This window comes from Vannielia sp., from assembly GCF_029212645.1.
In the GTDB taxonomy this organism is placed as follows: domain Bacteria; phylum Pseudomonadota; class Alphaproteobacteria; order Rhodobacterales; family Rhodobacteraceae; genus Vannielia.
On the sequence record NZ_JARGND010000004.1, the window covers coordinates 1 to 13,779 of the forward strand.

Annotated in this window: 14 protein-coding genes; 11 read left to right on the top strand and 3 right to left on the bottom strand. The window is 61.9% G+C overall.

Annotation, left to right across the window (positions count from 1 at the left end):
• The 3 genes from P1U55_RS02090 to tldD form a co-directional block, all read right to left on the bottom strand.
• Positions 1-592, bottom strand: a 592-nt coding sequence (locus tag P1U55_RS02090) for a DNA topoisomerase (RefSeq protein ID WP_301045825.1), incomplete at its 3' end; no start/stop codon positions are given.
• Between the two features lie 130 nt (positions 593-722).
• On the bottom strand, positions 723-1,871 hold the full coding sequence (gene dprA, locus P1U55_RS02095) for a DNA-processing protein DprA (protein ID WP_366943004.1): 1,149 nt from the start codon (positions 1,869-1,871) through the stop codon (positions 723-725).
• A gap of 244 nt (positions 1,872-2,115) precedes the next feature.
• Positions 2,116-3,537, bottom strand: coding sequence for a metalloprotease TldD (gene tldD, locus P1U55_RS02100; RefSeq protein ID WP_301045827.1), 1,422 nt, complete (start codon positions 3,535-3,537; stop codon positions 2,116-2,118).
• A 205-nt stretch (positions 3,538-3,742) separates the two neighbouring features.
• On the opposite strand from tldD, the gene coxB reads away from it, so the two are divergent.
• The 11 genes from coxB (at position 3,743) to P1U55_RS02155 (ending at position 13,686) form a co-directional block, all read left to right on the top strand.
• Positions 3,743-4,597, top strand: coding sequence for a cytochrome c oxidase subunit II (gene coxB, locus P1U55_RS02105; protein ID WP_301045934.1), 855 nt, complete (start codon positions 3,743-3,745; stop codon positions 4,595-4,597).
• A 112-nt stretch (positions 4,598-4,709) separates the two neighbouring features.
• Positions 4,710-5,648: a heme o synthase gene (gene cyoE / locus P1U55_RS02110; RefSeq protein ID WP_301045828.1), complete on the top strand. Its 939-nt coding sequence runs from the start codon at positions 4,710-4,712 to the stop codon at positions 5,646-5,648.
• On the top strand, positions 5,645-5,836 hold the full coding sequence (locus P1U55_RS02115) for a hypothetical protein (RefSeq protein WP_301045829.1): 192 nt from the start codon (positions 5,645-5,647) through the stop codon (positions 5,834-5,836). The genes cyoE and P1U55_RS02115 overlap by 4 nt, the downstream gene beginning before the upstream one ends.
• Entirely contained in the window at positions 5,836-6,438 is a 603-nt protein-coding gene (locus P1U55_RS02120) for a cytochrome c oxidase assembly protein (RefSeq protein ID WP_301045830.1), read from the top strand. The genes P1U55_RS02115 and P1U55_RS02120 overlap by 1 nt, the downstream gene beginning before the upstream one ends.
• 33 nt (positions 6,439-6,471) lie before the next feature.
• The gene (locus tag P1U55_RS02125) at positions 6,472-7,284 is read left to right on the top strand and encodes a cytochrome c oxidase subunit 3 (RefSeq protein WP_301045831.1); all 813 of its coding nucleotides are present in this window, start codon (positions 6,472-6,474) and stop codon (positions 7,282-7,284) included.
• A 97-nt stretch (positions 7,285-7,381) separates the two neighbouring features.
• Positions 7,382-8,047 (top strand): SURF1 family protein, encoded by a 666-nt coding sequence (locus tag P1U55_RS02130; RefSeq protein ID WP_301045832.1) that lies wholly within the window; start codon positions 7,382-7,384, stop codon positions 8,045-8,047.
• A 14-nt stretch (positions 8,048-8,061) separates the two neighbouring features.
• Positions 8,062-9,450: a threonine synthase gene (gene thrC, locus P1U55_RS02135; protein WP_301045833.1), complete on the top strand. Its 1,389-nt coding sequence runs from the start codon at positions 8,062-8,064 to the stop codon at positions 9,448-9,450.
• Complete coding sequence (locus tag P1U55_RS02140; RefSeq protein ID WP_301045835.1) at positions 9,447-10,709, top strand: pitrilysin family protein; 1,263 nt, start codon at positions 9,447-9,449, stop codon at positions 10,707-10,709. Before thrC ends, P1U55_RS02140 begins: the two co-directional genes overlap by 4 nt.
• Positions 10,709-11,296 carry a GNAT family protein gene (locus P1U55_RS02145; RefSeq protein ID WP_301045836.1) on the top strand — a complete coding sequence of 196 codons (588 nt, stop codon included), beginning with the start codon at positions 10,709-10,711 and terminating at the stop codon, positions 11,294-11,296. The genes P1U55_RS02140 and P1U55_RS02145 overlap by 1 nt, the downstream gene beginning before the upstream one ends.
• Positions 11,297-11,365: 69 nt before the next feature.
• Positions 11,366-12,202 (top strand): MBL fold metallo-hydrolase, encoded by an 837-nt coding sequence (locus tag P1U55_RS02150; protein ID WP_301045839.1) that lies wholly within the window; start codon positions 11,366-11,368, stop codon positions 12,200-12,202.
• Between the two features lie 32 nt (positions 12,203-12,234).
• On the top strand, positions 12,235-13,686 hold the full coding sequence (locus P1U55_RS02155) for an FAD-binding oxidoreductase (RefSeq protein ID WP_301045840.1): 1,452 nt from the start codon (positions 12,235-12,237) through the stop codon (positions 13,684-13,686).
• The last annotated feature ends 93 nt before the right edge of the window (positions 13,687-13,779 follow it).

The window sequence follows — 13,779 nt, forward strand, 5'->3', positions numbered from 1 at the left end:
CCTTGACCGACCAGTATTCACGGGCGCGGAAGGCCTCGATCTCCATCTCGCGCTCAACGATGAGGCGCAGGCAAACCGATTGCACCCGACCGGCAGAGCGCGCACCGGGCAGTTTGCGCCACAGCACCGGGCTGAGGTTGAAGCCAACCAGATAATCCAGCGCGCGGCGGGCAAGATAGGCCTCGACCAGCTCCATATCCACCTGGCGCGGGTTGGCCATGGCCTCGGTCACCGCGTCCTTGGTGATCGCGTTGAAGGTGACACGGCTGACGGGCGTGTCCTTCTTGATGGATTTGCGCTTGGTCAGCGCCTCTTGCAGGTGCCACGAAATCGCCTCGCCCTCGCGGTCGGGGTCGGTTGCGAGGATCAGGGCGTTGTCGTCTTTCAGGGCGTTGGCGATGGCGGCGACGTGCTTTTTGCTGTCGGACGCGACCTCCCATTTCATCTCGAAATCATGGTCCGGGTCGACGGAGCCATCCTTTGGAGGCAGGTCACGAACGTGCCCGTAGGAGGCTAGAACCGTATAGTTCGGCCCCAAATATTTGTTGATTGTCTTGGCCTTAGCAGGAGACTCGACAACGACAACTGGCATGGTGGGGTATCCTGTAAAGGGGTGACTCGAATTGGCGCGCAACATGTGGTGGCAGGTTGAGGCTTGTCAATGGAGGGTATTTTGCAATTGCAGCGAACCCTATGGAGAGATGGCCCCGGGCGCGGCAGGTTCACGCGGTTTTGAGGACGAGGCCGCCGGGCTGGCGGGTAATCTGGCCGTCAAGCTCCAGCGAGGTGAGCCCTTCTGACAGGTAGCGCGCGGGCAGGGAGAGATCCCGCGCAAGCTGGTCCTCGGCAATGGGGGCGGGGCCGAGGCGGGACAGGATTTCCTGGTGCAGCGCATTGGTGTCGCGCAGGGTGCGGCGGCCGGGTGCGCCCGTTTCGGAGGCAACGGGGGGGGCGGTGATTTGCCGCTCGGAGCGGGCGAGGGGCATTTCGCCAAGCGCTTCAAGCACATCATCTGCGCCGCGTACCAAAAGGGCGCCATCGCGGATCAACATGTTGCAACCAGAGGCGCGGGCATCAAGCGGATGGCCCGGCACCGCCATAACTTCGCGGCCTTGATCCAGCGCACCACGGGCGGTGATGAGGCTTCCGGAGCGCGCGCCAGCCTCAACCACCACCACCGCGCGGGCAATGCCCGAGATGATCCGGTTGCGTTTGGGGAAGTGGCGCGCCTGTGGTTTCAGCCCCGGTGGCATTTCTGAAAGGATGAGGCCGCCTTCAGCGATGTCGCCCATCAGCCTGGCGTTTTCCGAAGGGTAAACGACATCTACCCCGCCAGCGACCACGGCCACGGTGCCGCTGGCAAGGCTGGCCTTGTGGGCGGCGGTATCCACCCCGCGGGCAAGGCCGGAGGCGATGGCAAGGCCCGCCTCGGCCAGGGTGGCGGCGAGGCGGGTGGCCATGCGCAGGCCCAGCGAAGAGGCGTTGCGCGCCCCGACGATGGCAATCATCGGGCGTGCGGGAAGCTCCAGATCGCCGCGCGCCCAAAGCAGCGGCGGGGCATCAGGGATTTCGCGCAGGGACGCGGGGTAATGCCGGTCGCTGTGGCAGATCAACCTGGCCCCGGCCCGCTTGCCAGCGGCGAGTTCACGGCGGGCCTGACTTTCAGGGAAGAGGTTGTATTTTCTCACACCGGCGTCGGCGGCAACCTTGGGGAGGGCTTCAAGGGCGGCGGCGGCGCTGCCGTGCTCGTGCAGGAGGCGGTAAAATGTGGTGGGGCCAACGCGGTGGGAACGCAAGAGACGAAGCCACAACAACCTATCTTCTTCCGAGGTGGGTGGTGCGAGGGGGGGTGGGGAAGAAAACAAATCCACGCCGTTATCGCTCCGTCTGCTTGCACCTTCAGGTTTAAACTTAAGTGGTTAATTGCTTCTTAACGGGCAGAGAAAAATGCGTTGTGAACGCCATTTAATTTGTAGAGATCCGGCGCAATGGGGAAAATCGCCATGAAAACAAGGGCAATGAGCAGGGCTCGTCCCGGCGGATAATCTTGGCGGTGGCGGCTGGTGCGCCCCGGGCCAAGCGAAGCCGGGGCGACATTGTATTAACGGTCGGAACTCACACCGCAGCGGCACCGCCCACCGTGAGCCCGCCGATTCGAAGGGTTGGCTGGCCCACGCCAACCGGCACCCACTGGCCCGCCTTGCCGCAATTGCCGATGCCCGGATCAAGCGCCATGTCATTGCCGATGGCGGAAATGTTGCGCAGGGCGGTGGCGCCATCGCCGATTAGCGTGGCGCCTTTCACCGGGTTGCCAACGCGCCCCCCCTTCACCCGGTAGGCCTCGGTGCAGGAGAACACGAACTTGCCAGAGGTGATATCCACCTGGCCGCCGCCAAAGCCCACCGCATAGAGCCCGTCCTCAAGGCCCGAAAGGATCGCCTCGGGGCTGTCGCTGCCGCCGAGCATATAGGTGTTGGTCATCCGGGGCATGGGCGGGTGCGCATAGCTTTGGCGCCGCCCGTTGCCGGTGGTTTCAACGCCCATCAGGCGGGCATTCTGGCGGTCTTGCATATAGCCGACAAGGATGCCGTCTTCGATCAGGGTGGTTTTGCCGGAAGGCGTGCCCTCATCATCCACGGTGATCGAGCCGCGACGGTCGGGGATGGTGCCATCGTCGAGCACGGTTACGCCGGGGGCGGCAACGCGCTGACCCATCAGCCCGGCGAAAGCAGAGCTGCCCTTGCGGTTGAAATCGCCCTCCAACCCGTGGCCAATGGCCTCGTGGAGCAGGATGCCGGGCCAGCCGGGGCCGAGGACGACATCCATCATCCCGGCAGGCGCGGGCTCGGCATCCAGGTTGACCAGCGCGATTCGCAGGGCTTCGCGGGCGGCGGGCTGCCACATTTCGGGGGCGATCAGCCCGCCAAGCTCTACCCGGCCACCGCCGCCATGCGCGCCGCTCTCGCGCCGCCCGTCCTGCTCGATGATGAGGGAGACGTAGATGCGGGTCATCGGGCGGGTATCGCTGACCATCTGACCATCGGGGCGCAGGATCACCACCTCTTGCAGCGAAGCGGCGAGCGAGGCCGAAACCTGCACCACGCGGGGATCAAGCCCGCGGGTGAAGGCATCAATCTCGCGCAGCGTGTCAATTTTTACCGGAAATTCCACGCCCTCGATCGGGTCGGCATCGCCGTAGAGCTTGCGGTTGGTCGGCTTTGGCCCCTCGGCCATGATGCCGCCGCCATCGCCCACCGCCAGCCGGGCGGTTTCGGCGGCGCGCATCAGGGCGGCCTCGGTGAGCTGGGTGGAATGGGCATAGCCCGAGGTTTCTCCCTTTACCGCGCGCAGGCCAAAGCCCTCGGAGGCATCAAAACTGGCGGTCTTTACCCGGCCATCCTCCAGCGCCAGCATCTCGGAGCGCCGCCTTTCAAGGAACAGCTCGCCATCTTCGGCACCATCGGTTGCAGATTTTAGCGCCCGCAGGGCGGTGGCGTCATCGAGGCTTGTTTCAAAGGGGCGAAACGTATCTGACATCGGGGTCTCCGGCTGTGTTTACGGCCCAACGCGCCAAGATGACGCGCTGTAAGCGCTTGAGCGATACGATGTAATATGGTTTGAGACGCGCTAGGGAACAACTGGGCCGCGACCATGTGGCCCGATGCAGGGCGCGACCCCCTTCACCGAAACGGGGGCCTGCATGATGCGACGGTACAAGCGAAGGGACTTGCCGATGAACACTATGAAGCGGATTGCCGCAGTCACAGCCGGGCTTTCGGCCGGGATGATGAGCCTCGCAGTCTGGGCACAAGATGGCATCGAAGGCCTTGAAACCGTGGGGAAACCTCACGCGGAAGGCATCGCCTTTCAGCCCGCCGCCACCGAGTTGGCGCGCGATCTGCACTGGCTTGAGGGCATGGTCAACGTGATCATCATCGCCGTCTCGCTCTTTGTGGTGGCGCTGCTTGCCATCATCATTGTGCGCTTCAATCAGCGGGTCAACAAGGAGCCGGCGCGCTTCACCCACAACACCCCGATCGAGATCACATGGACCCTGGTGCCCATCCTGATTCTCATCTTTATCGGCTCGTTCTCGCTGCCCGTGCTGTTCAAACAGCAGGAAATCCCCGAGCCCGAGGTTATTGTGAAGGCGACCGGCTACCAATGGTATTGGGGCTACGAATATCCCGAGCGTGATTTTGTCTTTGACAGCATCCTGCTCGCACGGGACGAGCTGGCTGACTATGGCTACGCCGACGACGAATATCTGCTGGCCGTCGACAATGCGATGGTTGTGCCGGTGAACAAGGTTGTCGTGGTGCGTGTCACCGGTGGTGATGTGATCCACTCCTGGACCATCCCCGCCTTTGGCGTGAAGCAGGATGCCGTGCCGGGCCGGACCGCCGAGCTGTGGTTCAAGGCCGAGCGCGAAGGCGTTTACTTTGGCCAGTGTTCCGAGCTTTGCGGCAAGGACCACGCCTATATGCCGATCACCGTGAAGGTGGTCAGCGACGAGGTTTATGCCCAGTGGCTTGACCGGATGGCCGAAGAATATGCCGGCACCCCGCCCGCCGTCACGGTGGCGCAGGCCGACTGACCAGCATGCGCGCGGCGGCGCGGCCCGGCGGGGCTGCACCGCCCGCACACCCCTGTTACCTCACCCAGGCTGCCCGCGCGAACGGCGGCTCAGGAAGGGAAGCGAGAGATAGATGAGCGATATAAACGCCTATGAGCGCGTAAACGAACCGGGGTTCGGGGACTATGTTGCCCTGTTGAAACCACGGGTGATGTCGCTTGTCGTTTTCACGGCTTTCGTGGGGCTGATGGTTGCCCCCGTGCCGGTGCATCCGGTTATTGCCTTCACCTCGATCCTGTTCATTGCCATTGGTGGCGGTGCCTCCGGCGCGCTGAACATGTGGTGGGACGCCGATATTGATGCCGTGATGAGCCGCACCAAGAAGCGCCCGATCCCCGCAGGCAAGATTGCACCGGGCGAGGCGCTGGGCCTTGGCGTGGCACTTTCGGGCCTGTCGGTGATGATGCTCGCGCTGGCCTCCAACCTGCTGGCTGCGGGTTTGCTGGCCTTCACCATCTTCTTTTACGCTGTGATCTACACCATGTGGCTCAAGCGCTGGACGCCGCAGAACATTGTGATCGGCGGCGCTGCAGGGGCCTTTCCGCCAATGATCGGCTGGGCGGCTGCGACTGGCTCGATCAGCCTCGAATCGGTGCTGATGTTTGGCCTCATCTTCTTTTGGACGCCGCCGCACTTCTGGGCGCTGTGCCTTTTCATGAAGTCCGACTACTCCGACGCCAAGGTGCCCATGCTCACCGTTACGCACGGCCATGATGCGGCGCGCCGCCAGATCTTTATCTACAGCCTGGTGCTGGCAGCCTCGGCGATTGCCCTTGGGCTGACCTCGGTTGCCGGGCCGGTGTACCTTGCCACCGCGATCGTGATGAACCTGATGTTCGTCAAAGGCGGCTGGGACATTTTCCGCCGTTCGACCGAGCAGGCGCAGGCCGATAGCTACAAGGTGGAAAAGCGCTACTTCAAGCTCTCGCTCATTTACCTTTCCCTGCACTTTGGCGCGCTTCTGGCAGATGCCGCGCTGCGCGGTCTGGGGCTGATTGGAGGCGGCGCATGATCAAGGTTGAGCATGAGTTGCACGGGCGGCGGTTTGGCCGCAATGTGGGCCTGGGCCTGTCGCTCGCCGGTTTGGTGGTGATTGTGCTCCTGCTGACCGTGGTGAAAGTGACGCGCGGCTCCAACATGGAAGCCTTTGACCATTCGGTCCGCCCGTCCATGACCGTTGATGAGGAGACCGGAAACTGATGTCTGACCAGACCCCGCAAAACCAGCCCAACAACACCCGCACCGCGCTTTATGCGGCGGGGCTTGTGCTGTTTATGGGGGCCATGGCCTGGGCGGCGGTGCCGTTTTACAGCTGGTTCTGCAAAGTTACCGGGTTTGGCGGCACCACGGCGGTGGCCGATGCGGGCGCTGACCGGGTGTTGGACGAGACCATCGTTATCCGCTTTGATGCTTCCAAGGAACGCGATATGCCGTGGAGTTTCAAACCCATGCAGCAAGAGATGGAACTGAAGATCGGTGAAACCGGGCTGGCCTTTTATGAGGCCTACAACCCCACCGACCACCCCGTGGCCGGGCAGGCGAGCTACAACGTGACGCCCTATGTGGCAGGCGGGTTCTTCACCAAGATTGACTGCTTTTGCTTCACCGAGCAGGTGCTGCAACCCGGTGAGCGGGTGCAGATGCCGGTGAGCTTTTACGTTGATCCGGAAATCGTGGATGATCGCGATGCGAAATACGCGCAGTCGATCACCCTGTCCTATACTTTTTACGAAATTGACCTGCCCCAAGAGCAGGCTGCCGTCGCAACAAGGCCCGCCCCCGGCGCGCCGCGTGCCAATTAAATGAAGACAGACGAGACCGTTGAGGGATAGCCAATGGCCCATGAAAAGAACCACGACTTTCACATCCTGAACCCTTCGATCTGGCCCCTGGCGGGCGCAGTTGCGGGGTTTGTCATGTTTTTTGGTGCGGTCCAGTGGATCTCACCGCAGGTTGACACCAACCAGCCCTGGATTTTCCTCGCTGGTCTGGCCGGCGTGCTTTACGTCATGTTCGCATGGTGGTCGGAAGTTGTTGAAGAAGGCGAAGTTGGCGATCATACGCCGGTGGTGCGAATTGGCCTGCGCTACGGCTTCATCCTGTTCATCATGTCCGAGGTCATGTTCTTCGCGGCGTGGTTCTGGAGCTTCTTCAAGCACGCCATGTATCCGATGGGCCCCGAAAGCCCTGCCGTGGATGGCGTTTGGCCGCCTGCCGGGATCGAAACCTTTGACCCTTGGCACCTGCCGCTGATCAACACGCTGATCCTGCTCTGTTCGGGCATGGCGGCTACCTGGGCCCACCACGCGCTGGTGCATGACAACAACCGCAAGGCAATGGGCGAGGGGCTGATCCTTGCCGTGGTGCTCGGCGTGATCTTCACCCTGCTTCAGGCCTATGAATACAGCCATGCGGCCTTTGGCTTTTCTGGCAACATCTATGGCGCCAACTTCTTCATGGCGACCGGCTTTCATGGCGCCCATGTGGTGATCGGCACGATCTTCCTGTTTATCTGCTACCTGCGCCTGCGCGCCGGGCAGTTTACACAGGAGCAGCACATTGGCTTTGAGGCTGCTGCCTGGTATTGGCACTTTGTGGATGTGGTTTGGCTCTTCCTCTTCGCTTCGATCTACATCTGGGGCGGCTGAGCGGTGGGTTTCACCCACCCTACGGGCTGACCACAGGCCGATGACGAGTTAACAACGCGGGCTGGAAACGGCCCGCGTTTGCCTTTGAAGGACCGATATGCGCTACCTCTTTCCGATCATCCTTGGCGTTGTGGGCCTCGCTATTCTGGTGAGCCTTGGCACATGGCAGGTGCAACGCATGGCGTGGAAAGAGGGGGTGCTTGCAGAGATCGACTCGCGGATCAGCGCCGCCCCGGTCGCCGTTCCGGCCCAGCCCGATCCGCAGGCGGACCGCTTTTTGCCGGTTGAGGCGAAAGGCCTGCTTGGCATTCAGGAGATCACTGTGCTGGCCTCGATCAAACAGGTGGGGGCGGTGCACCGGGTGATCTCTACCCTCACCACCGAAGATGGCCGCCGCCTGCTGGTTGATCTGGGCACCCGCCCGGTGGACACCCCCGCCGATGCCCGCGCCGAAACGCCTGTGAGCGTGGTTGGCAATCTGCACTGGCCCGATGAGATTGATGGCTTCACCCCTGAGCCTGAGGGCCGCCTGTTCTTTGCCCGCGATATCCCGGCGATGGCGGCGCTGCTGGGCACTGAGCCGGTGCTGATTGTGGCCCGCCAGATCACCCCGCCGCCTAGCGGCATTACGCCGTTTCCGGTGAGCTCCACCGGCATCCCCAATGACCACCTTGAATACGCGATGACATGGTTTGGCCTCGCGCTGGTGTGGCTGGGGATGACACTGTTTCTCCTGTGGCGTATCAAGCGCCGAACTGCCTGAAGGACCACCGCCACATGCGCTATATCTCCACGCGGGGCAAAGCCCCAGTCCTGAGCTTTGACGAGGCCATGCTGACGGGTCTGGCACGTGACGGCGGCCTATACCTGCCCGAGACCGTGCCCACCATGACCCACGACGAGATCGCGGCGTTGGCGGGGGTGAGCTATGAAGAGGCAGTTTTTCGGGTGATCTGGCCCTTCCTTGGCGGCGCCTTGGGGGATGAGACGGAGACGCGTGAGATCATCGCCAAGGCCTATGCGGATTTTGGCCACGTTGCCCGCGCGCCGCTCAAGCAACTGGCAGACAACCACTTTTTGCTGGAACTGTTCCACGGGCCAACACTGGCCTTCAAGGACTTTGCGATGCAGCTTATTGGCCAGATGTTTCAGGCCGTGCTGAAGAAAACCGGCCAGCGGGTGACGATTGTTGGCGCAACCTCCGGCGATACCGGATCGGCGGCGATCGAGGCCTTCGCTGGCCTTGATAATGTCGACGTTTTTATCCTTTTCCCGCATGGCCGGGTGAGTGAGGTGCAGCGCCGCCAGATGACAACGCCGGACGCGGCCAATGTGCATGCCCTTGCGCTGGACGGCGACTTTGACGATTGCCAGGCCAAGCTGAAGGATATGTTCAACGATTTCACCTTCCGAGATGAGGTGGGGCTGGCGGGTGTGAACTCGATCAACTTTGCCCGTGTGCTGGCGCAGATCGTTTATTATTTCACGTCCGCCGTGGCGCTTGGGGCGCCGCATCGCAAGGTGAGCTTTTGCGTGCCGACGGGCAACTTTGGTGACATTTTCGCAGGCTTCCTTGCCAAGCAGATGGGGCTGCCGATTGAGCAGCTTATCATTGCAACCAACCAGAATGATATTTTGCATCGCTGCATGGAATCAGGGGCTTACGCAAAGCAGGGCGTTACACCGTCGATCAGCCCTTCGATGGATATCGAGGTGTCATCGAACTTTGAGCGCGCGCTCTGGTGGGCCTACGGGAAAGATGGCGAGGCGGTGGCCGCGCTGATGGATGAGTTGCAGCAGGGCGGCTTTAACGTTTCGGCCAATGCGATGGGAGCCTTGACGCAAACCTATACCTCGGGGCGGGCTTCGGAGGCGGAAACGCAGGCCGAGATTGCCCGTGTGCTGGCCGAAAGCAATGAGCTGATCTGCCCGCATACCGCCTGTGGCACCCATGTGGCGCGCCAGCATTTGGGCGCGACCCCGGTGATCACACTGGCCACGGCGCATCCGGCAAAATTCCCCGCGGCCGTGGAAGAGGCGAGCGGCGTTCATGCCCCCCTTCCCAAGCGCATGGCAGACCTTTATGACAAGCCCGAACGGGTGACGCGCGTTGAAAATGACCTCGCCGCCCTTGAAACTCTCATCAGGGAAAGGCGCGTCTCTTGACCGTAAGGATCGACACGCTCGGCAATGGAATGCGCATCGTTACCGAGGCGATGCCGGGGTTTGAAAGCGCCTCTGTGGGGCTTTGGATCAACGCCGGTGGGCGGCATGAGCGGGTTGAGCAAAACGGCATTGCGCATTTCCTCGAGCACATGGCCTTCAAGGGCACGGCGCGGCGGAGTGCGCTTCAAATTGCCGAGGAAATTGAAGACGTTGGCGGCTATATCAACGCTTATACCGGGCGCGAGATGACAGCCTATTACGCCCGCGTTCTGGCGGCAGATGTGCCGCTGGCGCTGGATGTGATCGCCGATATCACACTTGAGCCAGCCTTTGATCTGAGCGAGATTGAGGTGGAGCGCGGGGTGATCCTGCAAGAGATCGGCCAGGCGCTGGATACGCCTGACGATATCATCTTTGACTGGCTGCAAGAGGCGGCTTTTCCGGGCCAGCCGATTGGCCGCACCATCCTTGGCGCGCCTGAGCTGGTCCGCAGCTTTGGGCGGGGCGACCTTTCGACCTTTGTCGCCGAGCATTATGGGCCAGAGCACCTGGTGCTTGCCGCTGCGGGGGCGGTGGATCACGAGCAGATCGTGAAACTCGCCGACAAGGCCTTTGGCCATCTCACCCCACGCCCGAGCCGGATTCAGGACGCGGCGCAGTTTCAGGGCGGAGAAGTGCGTGAAAACAAACCCTTGGAGCAGGTTCACTTTGCCATGGCGCTGGAGGGGCCAAACTACCGTGACCCCGATATTTACGCTGCGCAAATCTATGCCAGCGCGATGGGCGGCGGCATGTCTTCCCGGCTGTTTCAGGAGGTTCGTGAAAAGCGGGGCCTTTGCTACTCGATCTTTGCGCAGGCCGGGGCCTATGGCGATACCGGGCTGATGACGATTTATGCGGGCACCTCGGCGGATGATATTACAGGCCTGTCGGAGTTGGTGATCGACGAGTTGCGCCGCGCCCCCGACGACCTGACTGACGCCGAATTGAACCGCGCCCGCAACCAGATGAAGGCGGGCCTGCTGATGGGGCTGGAAGGCCCCTCGTCGCGCGCGGAACGTTTGGCACGGATGGTGCACATATGGGGCCGCGCGCCGTCACTGGCCGAGACGGTTGGCAAGATCGACGCGGTAACCCTCAGCGATCTGCGGGCCTTTGCCCAGCGTTTGGCCAGCGAGGCCCCGGCAGCCATGGCCCTTTATGGCCCGGCCGAAGGTGCACCGGCCCTGATGGGCCTGAAGGAGCGGTTGGCGGCTTGATGCGCTTGGGGCGGCGAAAGATAAAAATTGACACGCCGCGCATGATATTGCGCCCGCCCGCGCATGGAGATTTCAAACCCTGGACCTTGCTGCGCCAGGAGAGCCGCGCCTTTCTTGCGCCATGGGAGCCGACCTGGGCACGGGATCATTTGACCCGCAAATCCTTTACAAATCGTGTGTATTGGGCGCAGCGGGCCATTACCAACGGCTCTGCCGTGCCGCTTTTCTTGTTCACGCGCGACGAAGAAAGCCTGCTTGGCGCGATCACGCTGGACAATATGCGGCGCGGGCCGGCGCAATCTTGCACGCTGGGCTATTGGATTGGCCAGCCCTATGCGCGGCAAGGCTATATGCGCGAAGCCCTTGATGCGGTTGTGCATTACGGCTTCACCCAGCTTGATTTGAGCCGTCTTGAGGCCGCTTGCCTGCCGGAAAACGCCGCCTCACGCGGGGTGTTGGAGAAGGCGGGGTTCAAGTATGAGGGCGTCGCGCAAAGCTACCTTCAAATTGACGGGCGGTGGCGCAATCATGTGCTTTACGCCAATTTGCGCAGCGATCGGCGGGGCCGGACCGAGGTGGGCGCGTAAACTTTTCGTCAAGGCGCTATGCGGGCGTGATTCTGCGCTAGGCTTCGGGTGAAACCGGAGGTTGCCGCCATGATCCGACAGACTGTTTTTTCCCTTGTCAGCTTGGGCTTTGCGACCCTGCCTGCATTGGCGCAGGATGAATCGCGGCGGGCGTCGCACTGCATTGCATTGGTCGAAAACGTGCCGGGGCTGGAGGTGATCTGGCGTGCCGGTTGGGAAGATTCCGTGCGCAAGGATGCGGTGCGGATCACCTATGTGGATCACTCGGTTTATGTGCTGCAAACCGAGGGTGGGATGGCTGTGGCGACCGACTATAACGGCTATCTGGGGCCGGAAGATTTTGTGCCCGATGTGGTGACGATGAACCACGCGCATAGCTCTCACTGGACGGCCAGCCCGGACCCGCGTGTGCCCCATGTGTTGCGCGGTTGGGGGGATGAGGATGGGCCAGCGAGGCACCATCTGGACCTTGGCGAAATGCTTGTTCGCAACGTTACAACGGACATTCGCCAGGGCTTTGGCGGCACCGAGATTGACGGCAATTCGATCTTCATTTTCGAGGTTGCAGGCTTGTGTATCGGGCATTTGGGGCATCTGCATCATGAGCCTTCGGCAGAGGAATATGCAGCGATTGGGCGGCTTGATATCCTGATGGCGCCGGTGGATGGCGGGATGACGGTGGACCTTGCCACCATGCAGCGGATCGTGAGCCGATTGCGCTCATCCATTGTGCTGCCAATGCATTGGTTTTCCGGTTATTCTCTGGAAAATTTCCTTGCCGGGATGTCGGGCGAATTTGACATTGATCGCCGTCAGGAAACTTCGCTTACAGTGACATTGCGCGACCTTCCGAGCCGCCCGACGATTGTGGTTTTGGAGCCGCTGGTGTTTTCCGGGTTTGATTGACCTGAGCCGCTTAAAGTGTTGAAACTTCAACCATGTTGAATGATGTGACCCCCGAAATTGTGGAGCGTTTTCGCGCGGAATTGCCGGAAGGCTGCCTGCGGGATGTGGCGGCGCGCTATCTGGAGGAGCCGCGTGACAGGTTAACGGGCCGCGCGGGGGCGGTGGTGGCCCCGAAATGCGCCGAGGAGGTTGCGGCGGTGCTGCGGCTGGCCAGCGAAATGCGTGTGGGCGTGGTGCCTTATGCGGGCGGAACGGGGCTGGTTGGCGGGCAGATATGCGCCGAAGGGCCGGTGCCGCTGGTGCTGTCGATGGAGCGGATGAACAAGGTGCGCGCGGTTTACCCGGAGGAGAATGTTCTGATCGCCGAAGCGGGGGCGATTTTGGCCGACGTGCAGGAAGCCGCCGAGGGGGCGGGGCGGCTGTTTCCGCTATCGCTCGCGTCGGAAGGATCGGCGCGGATCGGCGGGCTTTTGGGCACCAATGCGGGGGGCGTGAACGTGCTGCGCTACGGCAATGCCCGCGAGCTTTGCCTTGGGGTGGAAGCGGTGCTGGCGGATGGCCGGATTTTGCGCGGGTTGAAGCGGCTGAGGAAGGACAACACGGGCTATGATTTGCGCAACCTGCTGATCGGCTCGGAGGGCACGCTGGGGGTGATAACCGCCGCCTCGCTACGGCTGTTTCCCCAGCCTGCCGAGCGGGCCGCGGCGCTGATGGTGGTGGATAGCCCGGCGGCGGCGCTCAAGCTGCTTGGCATCGCGCAAGAGCTTGCAGGCAATGCGCTTTCTGCCTTTGAACTGATCGCGGGGCAGGGGCCAAGGTTTATGGCCGAGACCATGCCGGAGCACCGCCTGCCATGGGATGAGCCGCCTGATTGGTGCGTGCTGATCGACCTTGGCTGCGGCGCCGGGCAGGGCGCGCAGACGATGCTTGAGGCGGTGTTTGAACAGAGCTTTGTGGCCGGGCTGGTGAGCGATGGTTTGATCGCCCAAAACGAGGCGCAAAGGAGCGCGTTCTGGGCGATGCGCGAGACCATTCCGGAGGCCAATCGCAAGGTGGGTTCGGTGGTGTCGAACGATATTTCGTTGCCGCTGTCGCATGTGCCGGAGTTCATCACCCGTGCGGGGGAGCAGATTGCGGTGTTGGGGGCGTTTCGGATCAACTGTTTTGGGCATTTGGGGGATGGGAATTTGCATTACAATATCTTCCCTGCGCCCGGCAAAACCCGCGCCGATTACGCCAATGTGGCGGGGGAGGTGAAGGAGGTTGTGAACCGGCTTCTGGCTGAGCTGGAAGGATCGTTCAGCGCCGAGCATGGGGTGGGCCGTGTGAAGGTGGATGACCTTGAACGCTGGGGCGATCCGGTGCGGCTGGAGGCGATGCGGGCGATCAAAAATGCGCTCGATCCGGGCGGAATTCTTAACCCCGGTGCGGTGCTTAAACCTGCATGGCTGAGCCGTGAGAACGCGGTTAAGCCTGTTTTTTGAGCTTGCACAACCGATACACAAGCGATGCACAACCCATGCACATGAAAAAACGCATGGCTGAAAAAGGTTAACCCAACGACCGGGTTAACGGGG